The 17608-nt window shown below is 53.8% G+C and carries 18 protein-coding genes; 15 read left to right on the top strand and 3 right to left on the bottom strand.

Going from position 1 to position 17608, the window contains the following annotated elements:
* Positions 1 to 161: 161 nt before the first annotated feature.
* The 3 genes from FYZ48_RS17410 to FYZ48_RS17400 all read left to right on the top strand — a co-directional run bounded on the left by FYZ48_RS17410 (position 162) and on the right by FYZ48_RS17400 (position 3435).
* On the top strand, positions 162 to 863 hold the full coding sequence (locus tag FYZ48_RS17410) for an FKBP-type peptidyl-prolyl cis-trans isomerase (protein WP_149342645.1): 702 nt from the start codon (positions 162 to 164) through the stop codon (positions 861 to 863).
* Between the two features lie 283 nt (positions 864 to 1146).
* Positions 1147 to 2226 carry a hypothetical protein gene (locus FYZ48_RS17405; RefSeq protein ID WP_149342642.1) on the top strand — a complete coding sequence of 360 codons (1080 nt, stop codon included), beginning with the start codon at positions 1147 to 1149 and terminating at the stop codon, positions 2224 to 2226.
* Between the two features lie 168 nt (positions 2227 to 2394).
* Positions 2395 to 3435 carry a ThiF family adenylyltransferase gene (locus FYZ48_RS17400; protein WP_149342640.1) on the top strand — a complete coding sequence of 347 codons (1041 nt, stop codon included), beginning with the start codon at positions 2395 to 2397 and terminating at the stop codon, positions 3433 to 3435.
* Between the two features lie 12 nt (positions 3436 to 3447).
* On the opposite strand, the gene FYZ48_RS17395 is transcribed toward FYZ48_RS17400, so the two are convergent.
* Positions 3448 to 4992, bottom strand: a complete 1545-nt coding sequence (locus tag FYZ48_RS17395; RefSeq protein ID WP_149342638.1) for an alpha/beta hydrolase-fold protein — start codon at positions 4990 to 4992, stop codon at positions 3448 to 3450.
* A gap of 113 nt (positions 4993 to 5105) precedes the next feature.
* On the opposite strand from FYZ48_RS17395, the gene FYZ48_RS17390 reads away from it, so the two are divergent.
* From FYZ48_RS17390 to FYZ48_RS17380, 3 genes are all read left to right on the top strand, one after another.
* Positions 5106 to 5339 carry a SlyX family protein gene (locus FYZ48_RS17390; protein ID WP_149342636.1) on the top strand — a complete coding sequence of 78 codons (234 nt, stop codon included), beginning with the start codon at positions 5106 to 5108 and terminating at the stop codon, positions 5337 to 5339.
* 135 nt (positions 5340 to 5474) lie between these two features.
* Positions 5475 to 6959: a sulfatase family protein gene (locus FYZ48_RS17385; protein WP_187782086.1), complete on the top strand. Its 1485-nt coding sequence runs from the start codon at positions 5475 to 5477 to the stop codon at positions 6957 to 6959.
* A 322-nt stretch (positions 6960 to 7281) separates the two neighbouring features.
* Positions 7282 to 8328 (top strand): fatty acid desaturase family protein, encoded by a 1047-nt coding sequence (locus FYZ48_RS17380; RefSeq protein ID WP_145045854.1) that lies wholly within the window; start codon positions 7282 to 7284, stop codon positions 8326 to 8328.
* An 81-nt stretch (positions 8329 to 8409) separates the two neighbouring features.
* On the opposite strand, the gene FYZ48_RS17375 is transcribed toward FYZ48_RS17380, so the two are convergent.
* Positions 8410 to 9432, bottom strand: a complete 1023-nt coding sequence (locus FYZ48_RS17375; protein ID WP_149342631.1) for a sugar phosphate isomerase/epimerase family protein — start codon at positions 9430 to 9432, stop codon at positions 8410 to 8412.
* 231 nt (positions 9433 to 9663) lie between these two features.
* On the bottom strand, positions 9664 to 10995 hold the full coding sequence (ahcY, locus tag FYZ48_RS17370) for an adenosylhomocysteinase (RefSeq protein WP_187782085.1): 1332 nt from the start codon (positions 10993 to 10995) through the stop codon (positions 9664 to 9666).
* 437 nt (positions 10996 to 11432) lie between these two features.
* Here ahcY and metF point away from each other — a divergent pair, with 437 nt between their 5' ends.
* The 9 genes from metF (at position 11433) to FYZ48_RS17325 (ending at position 17601) form a co-directional block, all read left to right on the top strand.
* Positions 11433 to 12314, top strand: coding sequence for a methylenetetrahydrofolate reductase [NAD(P)H] (gene metF, locus FYZ48_RS17365; RefSeq protein WP_149342628.1), 882 nt, complete (start codon positions 11433 to 11435; stop codon positions 12312 to 12314).
* Between the two features lie 52 nt (positions 12315 to 12366).
* Positions 12367 to 13224, top strand: coding sequence for a shikimate dehydrogenase (gene aroE, locus FYZ48_RS17360; RefSeq protein WP_149342626.1), 858 nt, complete (start codon positions 12367 to 12369; stop codon positions 13222 to 13224).
* A 370-nt stretch (positions 13225 to 13594) separates the two neighbouring features.
* Positions 13595 to 14032, top strand: coding sequence for an SMI1/KNR4 family protein (locus FYZ48_RS17355; RefSeq protein ID WP_149342624.1), 438 nt, complete (start codon positions 13595 to 13597; stop codon positions 14030 to 14032).
* Positions 14033 to 14126: 94 nt separating this feature from the next.
* On the top strand, positions 14127 to 14918 hold the full coding sequence (locus FYZ48_RS17350) for an ADP-ribosylglycohydrolase family protein (protein WP_149342622.1): 792 nt from the start codon (positions 14127 to 14129) through the stop codon (positions 14916 to 14918).
* A gap of 3 nt (positions 14919 to 14921) precedes the next feature.
* Positions 14922 to 15305, top strand: coding sequence for a hypothetical protein (locus FYZ48_RS17345; protein WP_149342620.1), 384 nt, complete (start codon positions 14922 to 14924; stop codon positions 15303 to 15305).
* Between the two features lie 56 nt (positions 15306 to 15361).
* A complete protein-coding gene (locus FYZ48_RS17340; protein ID WP_149342618.1) occupies positions 15362 to 15847 on the top strand; it encodes a macro domain-containing protein in 486 nt (161 codons plus the stop codon).
* Between the two features lie 196 nt (positions 15848 to 16043).
* Complete coding sequence (locus FYZ48_RS17335) at positions 16044 to 16286, top strand: hypothetical protein (protein WP_149342616.1); 243 nt, start codon at positions 16044 to 16046, stop codon at positions 16284 to 16286.
* Between the two features lie 9 nt (positions 16287 to 16295).
* Positions 16296 to 16598 (top strand): hypothetical protein, encoded by a 303-nt coding sequence (locus FYZ48_RS17330; RefSeq protein WP_198422238.1) that lies wholly within the window; start codon positions 16296 to 16298, stop codon positions 16596 to 16598.
* Between the two features lie 136 nt (positions 16599 to 16734).
* Positions 16735 to 17601: a hypothetical protein gene (locus FYZ48_RS17325; protein ID WP_149342614.1), complete on the top strand. Its 867-nt coding sequence runs from the start codon at positions 16735 to 16737 to the stop codon at positions 17599 to 17601.
* Positions 17602 to 17608: the final 7 nt, after the last annotated feature.

Below are 17608 nucleotides of genomic sequence, written 5' to 3'. Positions count from 1 at the left end.
ATTGAGAATCTGATTTCGTCCAAGTTCCTCTCTGCGAGAGGACACCATGCAATACACTCCTGCTAATTCCGGGCGCATTTCGCGTGTGTCCGGAATCTCGCCGACCCGTATGGTCTCTCCTGTAAATCTTCGTTTTCACTATTCACCGAAAGGTTTTACTCATGTCAAAATGGCATCTTACTGCCTGTCTCTGTATTGCGTTCTTCGGATGCGCGTCTCTGGCGCAAGCTCAAAATGAAAAATCCCAGCTGAAAGATCAGAAGCAGAAAGTCAGCTACGGTATTGGATACAATCTCGGTCAGAATCTCATGCGGGATAACCTGGATCTGGATCCCCAGGTTCTGGCAAAAGGCATCATGGATGCCATGACCAAGCAGAAACCACAGATGACCGAAGACGAAATTCGGGCCACCCTGCTCGCATTCCAGCAGCAGCTGCAGAAAGACGCTCAGGCCAAAATGCAGAAAGCAGCACAGGAAAACGTAGCCAAGGGTAAGAAGTTCCTGGCCGATAACGCCAAGAAAGAAGGCGTCAAAACGACTAAGAGTGGTCTGCAGTACAAAGTGATCAAATCCGGTTCCGGCAAAACTCCGAAACTCGACGATCGTGTGACAACCCATTATCGAGGCACCCTGATTGACGGCACCGAGTTCGACAGCTCTTACAAGCGCAATCAGCCAGCAACATTCCCCGTTAACGGTGTGATCGGTGGCTGGACAGAGGCACTGCAGCTGATGAAAGAAGGCGACAAATGGCAGCTCTTCATCCCCAGTGATCTGGCTTACGGCGAGCGGGGATCGGGACCTGATATCGGACCCAACGAAGTTCTCATCTTCGATATCGAACTGCTGAAAGTAAACTAAGCAGATTCGCCTGTTTCATAAACAGGGTGTATGAAATATCAAACCGGCGTCTTTTCGAAGGCGTCGGTTTTTTTACGTCTGATGGGAATGACCTGATGTCGGACTGCAACGATTATTCAGGTCCTGTGGAATTTGAACCACCCAATTCCGCCGAACCGATGTTTTTTATACATATCCAATTTCACAGATGTCGTTTTTTGTGAGCTAGAGTTCACGGTGACTGAAACCATTTGTCTCAATCTACCGCCAATCTACGCCAACAGAAAACAGGGCCGAATCAGATATGAACTCGCAACAGCATCAGTTACTGGAGGGGTCTCAAGCGACTCATTCACAGCCAACCTGCTCCGAATGTGGTACGCACGAACCCTGGGGACTCTCTTCCTGGTGTCCGAAATGCGGCTATTATCCCGCGTTAGGTAAATGTGTCGGACAGCCCGATCTGCAGGCTGGCGTCGAGCAAAAACCTCAGCCGCAGACCATCTGGGAGTTGATTCCCGAATGGGCCTGGGTCCTGGGACTGGGAGTCATCGGTTCCATCGGACTGAGTATCGCAGGGCGGTTCCTCACCCAGAATCCGGCAGAACTCTGCCTGTGGACTCTGACCCAGGCGAGTGCAGGAGCGCTGATGTTCCTGATCGGACAATTTATCGCCTATCTGTATGCGGTTTCCAAATCAGCAGAATTCGGGATCTTGAGTATCGTTCTGAACCCGTTCAAAATCTGGCGACCGACCATCAGCCGATTCCCCGAAGGAGCCTGGAAACTCGACATGGCGGTCTGGGGACTGACACTGACCGTCGGGGCCTTTGCGATTGTAGGTGGATTTGAATTCGATTCCCTGTTTGACGACTGGGGAGTGCGTAAGACCGCCAACGTGAACCTCGTCTCTACCATCGTTGATCAGGCTAAGCAGCACGAGGGTGATGGGGCTGAAAACCTCGAAGACGCGCTGAATGACTTTGCTGGTGGAACCGAAGAAGCAGGCAAGGAAATGCTTCCCGAAGAAGAGGGGACCACAGGAAAACTGCCCGAGTTCGACTGTCTGCTGGTCGGTTACACGACCCTGTCTGACGGACGGATCGATACAGTCCTGCTGGCGTCCTCGTTTAATAAAAAACTGACCTATGCCGGTAAGCTCAACGCGACCGACATTCCAGCAGACGTTCTGGAAGAATGGCAGCAGCGACTGCCCAGACTGGAGCAGTTTGCACCGTTCGTCAAAGTCAAAACCAAGGGGCCGACCACCTGGATCAAACCGAAGATCACCGTCAACGTCGCCTCCAAGGGTTGGGCTGAAACCGACCAGCAGTTGATCAAACCACAATTTGTGTCACTGCTGCAGGAGATCAGTGTCGACTAGGCACCGTGTTGAAAAATTGAAGCAGGAAGAGACGAACCCCGCTGCGAAGGTAGCGGGGTTCGTTGTTTTACCACCGGAGGATTGCCGCCGCCCCTGTTTTCCCCGGCATAGAATGCTAGAATAAGGACTCAGGAAATACTTCATTCAGCATACGGGCAGTCAGCAAGCATGAAACCGGAATTGGAACGTTACAGTCGTCAGGTCCTCTTTTCTGAACTGGGCGAAGCGGGGCAGACGAACCTGATGCAGGGCCGCGTCTTGTTATGTGGATGTGGTGCGCTGGGAACCGTACTCGCGGAAACACTGGTTCGTGCAGGTGTGGGACAGATCAAAATTGTCGACCGCGATTTTGTCGAGATCAGCAACCTGCAGCGGCAGGTTTTGTTTGATGAGTCGGACGTCGCAGCCAAACTGCCCAAGGCAATCGCAGCTGCTGAAAAACTGAAGAAGATCAACAGCACCGTCAACATCGAGCCGATTGTCGCCGACATCGACCATACCAATATCCTGTCCCTCGCTAAAGACGTCGACCTGATCCTGGACGGCACCGATAACTTCGAAGTCCGGTATCTGATCAATGATGTCTCACTGGAACTGGGCATCCCTTGGATCTACTGCGGCTGTATCGGCAGTACCGGTCAGACGATGACCATTCTGCCCGGTAAGACCGCCTGCCTGCGTTGTCTGATCGATACGGCTCCCGAACCGGGCAGCACCGAAACCTGCGACACCGCGGGAATTCTGGGACCCACGGTCAATGTGATCGCTTCCCTGGAAGCCGTCGATGCGATCAAGCTGCTCGCCGGGAAAGAAGATCTCATCAAACCGGTACTCACCGTGGTCGATATCTGGGAAGGCTCATATCGACAGATGAGCGTCGCGGACCTCAGAGAAAAATCGGGCTGCAAAGCCTGTCACCAGGGGGAACGCATCTGGTTGAAAGGGGAACAGGGTTCACGTACCACGCGGCTCTGTGGTCGTAACGCCGTACAGGTCGCTCCCGCCGATAAAGGTAAGATTGTCTTTGAAGATCTGGCAGAAAAACTGAAGCACTCCGGTGAGGTCGACTTCAATCCTTATCTGCTGCGATTGAATCTGAAAAACCCCGACTACGAAATCAGCCTGTTCCGCGACGGACGCGCGATCATTAAAGGGACCGACGATCCCGCGGTCGCTAAAACGGTCTACGCCCGCTATATCGGCAGCTGACCGAAGCCCGGTTTACCGGGACTCTGTTTTCAGCTCGGATTCGATCTCTGCCCGATGCGCGAGGAACGTCTGCACCATCTCGCGGCGAATACGCATCACCAGTTCCCGGGTCATCAGCGTCGAGTGATCTTTACCCGGATGAATTTCTACAACCGACTGCGCGTCAACTTGCTGATTCAGTTTATCGAGCGAGTGTTTGAGCAGCACCGCGGCTCCCGTCAGGTAAAACGTATCTTCCTCACCCATGAAGACATGGATCTTACCCGCCAGTTGCGGGCCCAGATTTTCCCAGTTTTCCTCCAGGATCAGTCGAATATCATATGCTTTCCAGGTTTCGGCAACCCGGGGATCGATCTTTCCCGTCTCCCGGTCATACAGTTTCAGTGGCCTGCCGTCAGCGCCACGCGGGGAAAAGACAGCTTCAAAGCTTCTTAGCTGACCGCCGTAACCGAGCACCTGTTCCATTTTCGCGAATGGTTCAAACCAGAGGATCGGTTTCCCGCCGCGACGCCCCAATGGCCGTGGTCGGCCATTCGCATCACGATAGACGTTGCTGTCCGTTTCGTAGATATTGATCAGCTGAAAGTCGCGAAAGTCGACCGGGTCGGGAGCGGTACTCCAGGTTCCGCCAAACTGATCGGGATAAGTAACCTGCAGCCATAGCGAAGACCAGCCTCCCGAGGAATGACCGGTGAGGAACCGCGCCCAAGGATGAGGGATCGCCCGGAAAGACTTTTCCAGTGCCGGCAGGAACTCAGTCGTGAAGGCTTTGCCCACCGGACCATTGGTGGCCGAATCGGCAAACACGTGATGGCCCCACTGGCACTGGGGATTCAACTGCACCCGCAGAAACTCAACCCCCTGCTCATTCTGTTCGGTAATCGGTTCATTCCGGATTCCCCGCATGTGATCGCCGCCAAACCCGGGGATGGAATAGATGGCGGGATATTTCCGCTGCGGCTGGCTGTAATAACTTTGTGGCAGTAAGACCGAGGCTTCCAGAAATGTCTCGCGACCATGAAATTTCGAAAGCAGTCCAGAACGAACCCGGATCTGTTTACTCCAGCGGGTTTCGGGAAACGGTTTCGCGGGTACCAGTGAATCGATGGTTAACAGCGGCGGCTGAGTCGAGACCACGGAGGGCACATTGAGAACCTGGCTATAGCCGTTGCCCGGACCGGTGCCTATCTTCGGCTCTCCTGCATTGAAACGTGCGACCGCCTGCACCTGATAACCGTTCAGATTCATGTCCGCATACGGGTCTGGATAAGAGAGCAGACCGGGAGTCTCGGCAGAAAATTCAAGCCGCTCGCCCGGCTTCCAGTTGGTAACATCCCGCGCCACGAAGGACTCCGGATTAAACCACGAAGGACCCAGCCGGGGCTCACGACCGGAGCGGGTGAAGAACAGATAGACGCGGCCCGTAAACGGCTGTGGATGGACGGCCTCCGTAAACTGGACCTCAAACCGCTGCTGAGCTGCCTCTGCAGGCAAGGCCTGAAACAGCGTGAACAGAAGGGACAACGTCAGCAAGCGAAGTCGAAATACGGGAATCATGATGAATCTGACCTGAGCCTGTTTCAAAGTGGACCGTGTGCGAATAAAATCTCCCTACATCATAACCGGCTGGACCCTGCTGAAAAGCCGCTTTCCCGAAAGATCAAAGTCCCATGAGTGAATCAGCTTCTCCCCTGGAAGAAGTCTCTTCCCGCCTGAACCAGATTGAATCAGTGCTGATGCACCTGCAGCACGATGTTGAGCAATTGAACACGGCGATCCTGCATCAGAATGATGTGTTGGACAAGCTGAGTCGATCCATGAAGTTACTGGATAACCGCATCGGGACGCTCGAAGAGGAGGACGAAGGTCGGGATCCCCTCCAGGAGAAGCCGCCGCATTATTGATGCGACGCTGGTCGACAGATCCTCTGAAATCGGTCGCCACCAGGCAGGCGCCTTGCAAAACAGAATCGAATGCGGCATGCTGAAAGAGCTCAACCTGGCAGCGTTTTTCTGTTTTCATCCCGGAAGGTTCTGCTCATGTCACGCTTCTGTATTACTTCTGTCGTGCATTGTCTGATCGCTGTGGTCGCGCTGGTAAGTGCCGGTTGCCTGCAGGCGGCAGAACAGAAACGCCCCAACGTCGTGATCATCATGACCGACAATCACGGGGAATGGACACTGGGTTGTTACGGCAACAAAGACATCAAAACGCCGCACATTGATCAGCTGGCTCAGGAAGGCACGCTGTTTACGCGGGCCTTCGCCAACAACGCGGTCTGTTCGCCTACGCGGGCAACCTTCCTTACCGGACTGATGCCTTGTCAGCATGGCGTGCACTGTTATCTCAGGCCACGCATCCAGACCGGTCCCGATTCCTACAATACACTGGAGGAATTTCAGACGATTCCCCAGATCCTGCATGACGCCGGCTATGTCTGTGGACTCTCGGGCAAATGGCATCTGGGAGATAACCTCTACCCCCAGGAAGGTTTTTCTTACTGGATCACCAAGCCCCATGGCGCAAGTTCCGGATTCTATGATCAGGAAGTGATCGAAGACGAGAAGATTCACAAAGAACCGACCTACCTGACCGATCTCTGGACGCAGCACGGCATCAAGTTCATCAAACAGAATCAGGATAAACCTTTCTTCCTGTTCCTGGCGTACAACGGCCCCTATGGACTGGGTTCCGCGATGAAAGAGCCGATTAAAAACCGCTTCAAGGAAGAATACGAACAGCTGACCTTCCCCTCCTTCCCGCGTGAAAAAGCGCAGCCCTGGAACTTCAACTACGGAGACTGGATCGGAGACCTTGGCATCATTCGTAAATATGCCGCGGAAGTCTCAGGCGTGGATGATGGTGTCGGGCAAATCATGCAGACACTCAAAGAGCTTGGTCTCCGTGAAAATACGCTGGTTATTTTCACAGCCGACCAGGGGCTTTCCGGCGGCCATAGTGGCTACTGGGGCATGGGCGATCATACCCGCCCCTTAACGGCCTTTGACTGGACGCTGACGATTCCGCTGATCTTCTCTCAGCCTGGACAGATCGTGGAGGGAGCCCGGCAGAAGATGATGGTCGCCAATTACGATGTATATCCGACTCTGCTCAACTACCTCGGTCTCGCGGATAAAATTCCGGCCAAGCCAGCCCGCCCCGGACGCAATTTTGCACCCGTACTCAAGGGGAAACAGATTCCCTGGAAGGAAGGAGTCTTCTATGAATTCGAAAACGTGCGGGCCGTTCGGACACCAGAGTGGAAGCTCATCGAACGATATCACGAATCACCCAACGAACTCTATCACCTGACCCAGGATCCCAAAGAACATAATAACCTGATCGATGACGTCCAGTACAAGCAGAAAAAAGACGCGTTGAAACAGCAGCTCGATCAGTTTTTCGCCCGCTATGCCGATCCTAAGTGGGATATCTGGAATGGCGGTCAGTCTAAAACTGTACTGATGACACAAAAACTCTTCCCCAAGACCTACCTCTACCTGCCAGAACAGAAAAAGAAGTGAACGCCGGAATACATTTCTGGTCCGATTTGCAAAATTTTTCTGGTCAGCGCCTGGGGTAACTGATATAAATTATCTAATCGATACAATTTATCAATGTTATCCAGGTTGTGCCATTTGTCTGGTGATTCTTTTATGCAACACGTTCTTTCGCGACATATCCTTAATGTGTCGGAAAGATAAGCAGGCTGGGTAAAAACTGCTGCAGCTCCTGATTATCTGGTCTAAAAGTTGCAACTCACCTGATGTGGCACAAGCTCAACTTTCCGATACGTATTTAAACGAACCGTTTTGAAAGTCTGAGCACAACCAGGAGGTACGTGCGATGTCAGTGACTCTTTTCACTGCTAAAGAGATCGAAGATCTCGAAACAAAATCGACAACTCCCCGTTTTTCACACTCACTGTTCGGATCCATCGCGATCATGGCGCTGGCATTCCAATGGCCCTCCCCTGCCTGGTACTTCCAGGTCGGCTGGACGATCATTGCTGCCTACAGCATGTTCTGCTGGTCGAGCTGTTTCCATGAAACATCTCACCAGGGAATCTGTGGTAAAACCTGGGTCAGCGTCTGGCTGGGTCGCGCGATCGGCACCGGACTGTTGGTCTCATATACCGCTTATCGGGAAGCCCATATCCGTCATCACGCTTATCTGAATAAGCCCGGTGACTGGGAATTATGGCCGTATTCCGATCCTACAACTTCACTTACATTCCGACGCATCTTCTGCTGGCTGGAATTCCCCTTTGGGTTCTTCACGTCACCTTTCGTCTACAGTCGGCTCTGTTTCAGCAAAAATACTCCGGTGAAAAACCCTAAAGTCATTCGCACCATGCGTCTGGAATACGCGGCGATGGCTGTGTTCTGGGCTGCCGTCCTGGGAACCATTGCCTGGTTCTCGCTCTGGCGTCCGTTCATCGTAGCCTGGGTCATTCCTCACTGGGTGGCCAGTGTGATTCAGACCTTCCGCAAATTCACCGAGCACCTGGGAATGAAGAGCTACGATCCGCTGCTAGGCACCCGGACCGTGATCGGCAATGGTCTGATCACCCGGATCTGCACTTACATTAACTTTGACATCTTCGTTCACGGGCCGCATCACCGGCATCCCAAGATTGCCCACAACAAGCTGGTTGAAAAAATGGACAACTATCAGCAGGACAATCCCGATACGAAGTACCCGGTATTTACGACTTACATGTCAGCCATTAAGCATACCCTCCCTGCCCTCTGGAAACCGGGCGTCGGTATGAACGTGGGTGCTCCCGCACCGAAGAAGGAAAAATGGCTGGGCGCAGACAACTTTGTCACCGATGTCGCACGCGAGATTCTCTCCGACCGCGATGTCTCCAAAGTTCACCGCGCATCGTAGTCATCACGAAATCGAAAACGCCCCAGCTGTCATCAGGACACTGGGGCGTTTTTTTATGTAGACAGACTGTCCGGATTCCGCTTATCTGCGGAACAGACGCCGACGGAACATGCGACGACGCTGCGGTACATAGTACCCTTCCTGCCCACAGCAGGGATCAGCAGTTTCCTCGGGAGTCAGCTCTTCGCGAACTTTGAGCAGCAGCTTCTTGCTGGCTTTGATGCCCGCGTACTCATCGAGTTTCTTGCCTTCATACTCGATGCCCACGTATCCGTGATAGCCGGCGTCCAGAACGATCTGCATCATCTTCACATAGTCGGTGTTGATCTCGTTGCCATCTTTATCAAAGTCGTGTGTTTTGGCACTGACGGCTTTGGCATAAGGCATCAGTTCTTTAACGCCTTTATAGCGATCGTACTGCTCGCCGGTTTTACGATCGAGTACGAAGTTGCCGAAGTCGGGCAACGTGCCACATTCGGGCATGTTGACCATCTTCATCACACCGGCCAGCCAGGCACCGTTGGATGACAATCCGCCGTGGTTTTCCACCAGAACGTTGATGTCGTACTTTTTGGCGAATTCCGTCAGACGACGCAGGCCATCGGCGGCCAGCTTCTGCTGTTCTTCGTAGCTGCCATTGCTGCGGGCATTCACACGGATGGAGTGACAGCCCAGAGTCTTGGCAGCAGTGACCCACTTGTGGTGATTCTCAATCGCCTGGGTCCGTTTTTTGGCATCGGGATCACCGAGTGCACCTTCCCCGTCGATCATGATCAGCACGTTCTTAACGCCCACGTCGGCGGCCCGCTTGTTCATTTCCGCCAGGTATTTCTTGTCTTCTGCTTTATCTTTGAAGAACTGGTTCACGTACTCGACCGCATTGATACCGAACTCTTCTTTGGTGACTTTGGCAAAATCGAGGTTGTCCAGTTTGCCCCCCCGCAGAGCCCGGTGCAGCGACCATTGAGCCAGGGAGATCTTAAACAGAGGCTGGTTCAATGCGGTGTTGGCCAGCAGGGAACCGGCCCAGCCGGAGACGGCCAGTCCTGTCGAAAAGGCGGCGGTCTGTTTTAGAAAGTCACGGCGCGATGAGGCTTGTGTCATGGGAGAATCTTTCTCTATTGGTGTAATCGAAAAAACAGCATGCAGAGCACATCCCGTCTCAGGAATGAAAGCGGAACGGTCCGGCAGTGATCCCTCAACGCCAGACCGTTCCCGGATTATAGAAACTGGCTTCTGATGTGACAATCAGACTTTGATGCGGCGCATAAAAAGACCTCCGAATCTCTGTCGCAGCGATTCGGAGGTCCTGATTCAATTAAAGCCGTGTAACTCTTAGTAGCGGTAGTAGTCCGGCTTGTAAGGGCCTTCTACTGGAATACCAAGATATTCAGCCTGTGCGTCTGTGAGTTTGGACAGTTTCACGCCCAGTTTCTCCAGGTGCAGACGGGCAACTTCTTCGTCCAGCTGCTTAGGCAGCATGTAGACGCCGATTTCGTACTGGTCTTCGTTGTTCCAGAGTTCGATCTGGCCGATCACCTGGTTAGTGAAGCTGTTGGACATCACGAACGAGGGGTGGCCGGTGGCACAACCCAGGTTGACCAGACGACCTTCGGCCAGCACGATGATCGCTTTGCCGTCGGGGTAGACGAACTTGTCGACCTGTGGCTTAATTTCGATCTGCTCGATATCGCTGCGGTTCTTCAGGTAGGCGACCTGAATTTCAGAATCGAAGTGACCGATGTTGCAGACGATGGCTTCGTTCTTCATCTGGTCCATGTGATCGCCCCGGATGACGTCGCAGCAGCCGGTGGAGGTCACAAAGATGTCGCCGCGGCTGGCTGCATCTTCCATGGTGGTAACTTCGTAACCTTCCATGGCAGCCTGCAGAGCACAGATCGGATCGATTTCGGTGATCAGCACGCGGGCGCCCAGGCCTTTCATCGCGTCGGCACAGCCTTTACCCACATCACCGTAACCACAGACAACAACGACCTTGCCGGCGATCATGATGTCGGTAGCCCGTTTGATACCGTCAGCCAGCGATTCCCGGCAACCGTAGAGGTTGTCGAACTTGCTCTTGGTGACAGAGTCATTGACGTTGATGGCGGGAACACCCAGTTTGCCCTGCTCGAACATCTGGTGCAGGCGGTGTACGCCGGTGGTGGTCTCTTCGGTCAGACCTTTGATGTTCTTCAGCAGTTCGGGGTACTTCTCGTGAACCATCACGGTCAGGTCGCCGCCGTCGTCGAGGATCATGTTCAGACCTTCGCCGTCCGGCCAGAAAAGGGTCTGCTCGATACACCAGTCGAATTCCTCTTCGTTCATCCCTTTCCAGGCGAAGACGGGAACACCGGTGGCAGCGATCGCTGCAGCAGCGTGATCCTGTGTGGAGAAAATGTTACAGCTGGACCAGCGGACTTCAGCGCCCAGTGCGGTCAGAGTTTCGATCAGCACAGCGGTCTGAATGGTCATGTGCAGACAGCCGGCGATCCGGGCTCCTTTCAGAGGCTGATCTTTTCCGTACTTTTCCCGCAGTGCCATCAAACCTGGCATTTCCGTTTCTGCCAGCTCGATTTCCTTGCGACCCCAGGCAGCGAGTTTCTGGAATTCTTCTTCGCTGTAATCCTTCACTTTATACGGCAACGGGTTGGTTTCGGTGGACATTCTCAATCCTTGTTGATTCAGTTGGAAAAGGGGAAATTTGATTCATCTTCAAGCGGAAACCGACTTGAATCATGTTATTATAGTTGCTTTACTTAAGCAGACCAATTAATTGACGATGAATCTCAGCGGGTTTCATCGATTTCGGCCAGAGACGCGACCCTGCTCAGAAACGGGCCACCTCTGGTTGAGTGCCTCTCGCTCCCATCTCAGATTGCGATCACAGTCTGCCTTTCAGGCCGCTGTTTCAGGAGTTGGCAAATAGTCAGGTAGAATGGTCTCTGCGTTGATTGCAAGATAGGTAAATCCAGCCGGACTGGCAATAGAAAATGCAGATTTGTTGACCGGCAAAACCCATAATTTATACACTACGCGAGTCGTAACTTCGTGGTATAAACTCGTACCGAGTTCGCCTCACCCCTTCGAGACAAGAAAAGATAATGCGAATCAGCGAAATTTATCGTTCGGGAACCTTCGGTCTCTCTGTAGAAATTTTCCCTCCCAAAAGTGAAAGTGGCGATGCAGAGTTGTTTCGTACACTGGAGGAACTGGTTCGTTACAAACCTGCTTTCGTCTCCTGTACTTATGGCGCGGGCGGATCTACCAGCAAGCGAACCATCGAACTCTGCGATACCATTCAGAAAGACCTGCACTCGACCGCGACGGCCCACTTCACCTGTGTCGGTTCCACGCGGGAGCAGCTGGTTGACTGGCTGAAGGAAGCCAGCGAGGCAGGCATCGGTAACATCATGGCACTCCGTGGGGATCCACCCAAGGGGGAAGAAACTTTCATTCCCGCAGACGGTGGTCTGAAGTATGCCAGCGAACTCGTCACCCTCATTCGTGAGAATTTCCCCGAGATGGGCATCGGTGTCGCCGGCTACCCCGAAGTGCACCCCGAGGCACTGACTCCGCAGGCTGACCTGGAAAACCTCAAACGTAAAGTGGATGCAGGCGCGGATGCGATCTACACCCAGCTCTTCTTCAACAACCAGCACTTCTATCGTTTCCAGGAACGTTGTGCCCAGGCAGGCATTGACCGTCCAATCATCCCCGGCATCATGCCGATTACCGAATACCGGCGGATCCAGCGGATCATGTCGATGTGCAGTTCCGAGTTCCCTGCCGAGCTCGTGGACCGGCTCGAAGCCGCTCAGGATGACCTGGAGGCCCAGTTTGAGATCGGCGTGGAATACGCCATCACACAGTGCCAGGAGTTAATCGATGCGGGTGTTCCGGGCATGCACTTCTACGTGTTGAACCGTTCGCAGGCCTGCAAGCGGATCTTTGATGCCCTGGGTTGGCACGAATCCGCAGCCTGAACGGAGCCCCTTTTCTTCGCGACCAACAGACCCCACAGGGAGAAAGCACGACATGAATCAGCCGCTCAACTTCAAACAGGAACTGACGTGTGTGTTCGGACAACCGGTCGCAGAGAACCCCACGCAGTGCATGATGGAAGCAGCTTACAATGCCTGTGGTCTGGAATGGCGGTACCTGACAATTGAAGTGGCTCCCGAAAAACTGGCCCAGGCCGTCGGCGGTCTACGGGCGATGGGCTTCCGCGGCGCGAATCTGACGATCCCACATAAAGTCGAAGTCATCCAGTACCTCGATGGTATCAGCGATGCCGCCGCGATGATGGGGGCCGTGAACTGCATCGTCCGCAAAGACGATCAGCTACTGGGCGAGAACACCGACGGCAAAGGTTTCGTGCAGTCGTTAAAAGAAGTGACTGACCCGGCCGGTAAAAAGATCGTGATGTTTGGTGCCGGCGGCGCGGCCCGCGCGATCGGCGTGGAAACCGCCCTCGCAGGAGCAGCCGAAATCACGATCGTCAACCGCAGTACCGAGCGTGGCGAAGCGCTCGCGCAGCTGCTGCAGGAAAAGACCCGCGTTCCCACCACGTTCACGAAATGGGATGGCAACTATACCCTCGCGGACGATGTGGACGTTGTCATCAACGCCACTTCGATCGGTCTCTTTCCCGATGTCGACGCCGTCTTCCCGCTCGACTTCGCTTCTCTCAAATCGAACATGATTGTCTCGGACGTGATTCCTAATCCTCCCGAGACCCACCTGCTCCGCGAAGCCGCGAAAGCCGGCTGCACCACCCTCGACGGACTGGGCATGCTCGTTAACCAGGGCGTGATCGGTTTCCAGCTCTGGACCGGCGTAGACCCCGATCCCCGGGTGATGCGCTCCGCCCTCGAAGAAGTCTTTGGCGTCTGAGTAAAGAGTCGAGATGAAAAGTAGGGGCAGACCCATGTGTCTGCCCGCCTGGTGACGACCAATTGGATTCATATTCCCAAGGGAACAGTTAACAAAGGGTGGCCGAATGCCATTCGGGCCGAGCGCAGCGAGCAGGAAATCACAGTTCACGCTTTCAACCCGGAGTCATTGTTCCTATCTACTCCAAATGGAGTGAAGTAAATCTGCTCAACAGGCAACATTCACACTGCAACCTCTTGTTGTCTCCGCCAACACCCAATTGCATTCGGTGCCACCCTGCTGAAGAAATTCTTGAGCTTCGGTTTCACAGTCGATACCCTGAAGTATCTATTCAGAGAGTCTTCAGTTCTTTGATCGAGAGGACCGTTGCATGTCATGGAAAGAACAGATTCTGAAGTTATGTAGCGCTGCAGAATTCTTTCCCGGTGTCAAACGGCACGAGATTCAGCAGGCGGAAGCTGAACTGGGCGTCGCACTGCCTGAAGACCTGGCAAGCCTGTTATTGGAATCGAATGGCGTCGAGGGCGAATACGGTCTGGGGCTGATCTGGCAGCTGGAACGCATCGTTCAGGAAAACCAGGCCTTTCGTGAGAATCCGGACTTTCCCGAACTGTATATGCCCTTCGATCACCTGCTGTTCTTTGCCGACGCCGGGAATGGAGATCAGTTCGCTTTTCCGATTCAGGCCGGAGCCGTCCGTCGCCCTGATGTATTTGTATGGACCCACGAAGAAGACAGTCGAACCTGTTGTGCCCCCTCACTGTCGAAGTATCTGGAACGCTGGCTCACTGGAGAGCTGCTGTTGTGAGGGCTGCCGGTTGTCATTTAAATCGAGAGGATTCTATGATCTGTCTTGAGATGAAAAACAAATTCCATTGCCCTGTCGCAGTGAGGCTTCCGTAATGTGGGGCGCTATTGCCGGTGATGTGATCGGTTCTTACTTCGAGCATGTGCCAACGAAGTCGACACAGTTCTATCTGTTTCGCGAAGAGTCGACATTCACCGACGATACAGTGCTCACAGCCGCGGTTGCGGACTGGCTGTTACATGACTCGGATCTGGTCAGCACGCTGCAGCGGTATGTCAGACTCTATCCTGATGCCGGCTACGGACACACGTTTCTGACCTGGGCTCAGTTGCGACAGCGCATGCCCTACCAGAGCTGGGGGAACGGTTCTGCCATGCGGGTCAGCCCGGTGGCTTATGCTGCAGAAACAATGGCCGACTGTCTCTACCTGGCAAAAAAGTCAGCCGAGGTGACCTACAACCATCAGCAGGGAATTTATGGTGCCCAGGCTACAGCAGCTTGCGTCTTTCTGGCACGTACGGGAAAAACGAAAGCAGAGATTCAGGACTTTGTCGAGCATGAATTTCAGTACGATCTGCAGAGAACGCTGGAAGAGATCCGCCCCCATTATGTATTCGATGTCTCCTGCCAGGGCTCGGTCCCGGAATCGATCATCGCCTTTCTGGAGTCGTCCGATTTCGAATCGGCTATCCGCAATGCGATCTCACTGGGCGGCGATGCTGATACCATGGCCTGTATCGCCGGGGCGATCGCCCAACCCTTTTATGGCGGCGTGCCCGAGGAGATTCTGAATCAGGTTTTACCGCTGCTGGATAACCGATTGCGAACGACCGTGCAGACGTTTCATGATCGCTTTGTCACTGGCCATTCGAAAAAATACAGATAGAAAATGAAAACACTCAGCTATAGCGGACGCGATCTACTGCTGCCCCTCGCCGGTGATACGCGGATCGCGTTTCAGGAGACCGGACTGACGGGCCTCGTCTTCGCAGACGAAGAAGCCGTGAGGTCACTGATTGAGTTCGAGGACGAACTGCAAATCACCGATGTCGACGGCTCGCGCACGCTGCGGGGGACGAAGCCGGGGGCCGGTTACTGGCGCGCGGATCTGGAACGCCTCGACTACCTGCTCGGTTACCGGCTGACGTCTGCAGTTGCCCGGCATGACGTGAGCCCGGCGACAATGCGCGCAGATCACTTCCCTGGCGTGACCAGGTTCGGGGAATTAATCAGGAAACAGGCACAAAAAATGAGCCTGAGTGTGTCTGATTGACAGGAGGGAGAGGCTATCCCCTCTTATAACAGACACCTTTGGAGCTGGTCGAATCGATGAATGTGGAAATTGTCAGCGGGAATATTCTTGAGCAACCTGTGGAAGTGATCGTCAACAGCTGGAACCGCAACGTGATTCCCTGGTGGTTGTTGTTACCTCAAGGCGTATCGGGGGCGATCAAGAAACAGGGAGGAACGACGCCGTTTAAAGAGGTCGCGAAACAGGGCGCGATTCCCCTGGGAGAAGCCCGGCTGACGTCCGCGGGACGATTGCCTTATCGCGGTATCATCCACGTCGCCGGAATCAACCTGCTCTGGTTCGCGACCGAGTACTCGGTCACGCAGTCCGTCATCAACGCGATGAAGCTGGTAGACGAACATGAATTCCAGAGCGTCGCCTTTCCCCTCATCGGTTCAGGGTCCGGAAATCGGGGCAAAGACTGGTCGCTCGGCGTCATGCAACATGCCCTGGCGAAGATCGACAGTCACGCACAGGTCAGAATTGTCAAATTTGAACCGCATGCGAGTCCTGCATCGACCTGAATACTTAGACTGTCTGTTGCGGAGAACTGTGAACCCGAGAAAGTGATCGCTGAATGCACGTTACCGACGAATGCAACGGGTGAGTATGATTTCCTTTCGCAGAAAAAACTTGATTCCAGAAACAACAGCCCGACATAATATAACCTGATGATATATTCAATAAGTTTAGATTCTCTGGCAAGCCTGAGGTCCTCTGATGAAATCGTTTCCCATTTCACGTAAACAATACTGTGTGTTTCTGGTCGTCTTTTCCCTGTGTGCCCTGCTCGGAGTCGTCAGCCTGGTTGTGGCCGAGCTCTACATGCCACGCAATCCAGGGGGCATGGCCGGACGCGCTGCCATGTTTCGGTCAATGGGATTGGGAACGCTCGCCTGGCTGGGGATTGCACTCTGGTCTGGCGCGATGCTCTGGATTACGCGTCAGACACACTCGGAGTAATCGCTCTCAATGACATCCAGACAGATCGCAGCCGGGCTGCTGGTGATTTTGTTAGCGTCCCTGCTCGGCTGGACGCTGAACCGTGGTGGGGGTGATCTCAAACTGCAACTGTTGCTGGTCCTGGGGATGCTTCTCGGCACGCTGTATACGATCTATGGTCAGCTGCCTGACTGGTTGCTGCAGATCAGTGGAGGCAGGATCACGGCTGACAACGATCCGGGTAATCTTTCGCCTCGAGTCTATCACACGGTCCTGTTGGTGGTGCTTCTACTGGCGGTAGCCATTTTCGTTGGTGCCCTGCTGCTGATGTAACGATGCGGCTGACCAACGTTGCTCTTGAATCAGCGACGATCTCCCTGTTTTGGTCGGTTACTGCTTGCGGTTGCCCCCTGCGATGTGACATGATGTCTGTTCAATTGTGTATCAGGTCTGATTGAAGGGATGCGGAATGAATTTTGTGCTGCTGAGCTTGTTTGCAGTGATGTGTTTGCTGGGAACCGTTATTGCAGATGAGTTTGAGGTCGGCGGGAAGACTCTGGAGATACCCGCACCAGAAGACTTCGTATTGGTGACTCCCGCGATGGAAGAAGTTTACCATTACAGCCAGATGGTGGACTCTGCCGACCTTTTGAATGAAAACGTGGCCTATTATATCTCCGCAGCGGAAGCACCGGCTGCCCTGCAGGGGGAGCTGCCTGAACTCAAACGGACATTCATTCTGAAGGCCAATCGAAAACTCAAAGACAAGGTCGTCGGTCTCGTCAATTTTCTGGAATTGAAAAAAGCGACCAAGCGCGAATACCGGCAGATCATTCAGGAGATCAAAGCCAAGGATCCCCAAATTTACGAGCGGCTCAATACCGGCATTCAGGAGCAGTTCGACCTGGCGACCGCAATCGAAGTTTCTCAGCTGGTTCCGTTTGAGCCTCATTTCGAATCCTCGCATGCGCTGGCCGTCTCGATGTTTCTCACAATCTATCTGCCACCGGAAGAAGGGGCAGTAGAGGAAGCGGAACCAGTAGAGGAGATCTCAGCAGCGACCGCGACCGTGATGAACGTGGAGGGCAAGCTGCTGTTTCTGTTTTGTTACGCACCCCAGGATGATCTGGAATGGACCCGCACCGCTTCCCGTGACTGGACGAAAGCAATCATCGCTGCCAACGACAAGCCGCCTGTCGCGTCTTCCTATCCTTCAAACTTTGATCCGCTGAAGCCTGATCAGGGAGACAAAATCGCCAAATGGATTCTCATCGGAGCCGCTGTGCTGGTGGCTCTGGCGATCTTCGTGAAAAAGAACCGGATCAAGACCGACTGAAGGCACT

This window comes from Gimesia chilikensis (assembly GCF_008329715.1).
GTDB lineage: Bacteria > Planctomycetota > Planctomycetia > Planctomycetales > Planctomycetaceae > Gimesia > Gimesia chilikensis.
This window is presented reverse-complemented; position numbering and strand designations above follow the sequence as displayed.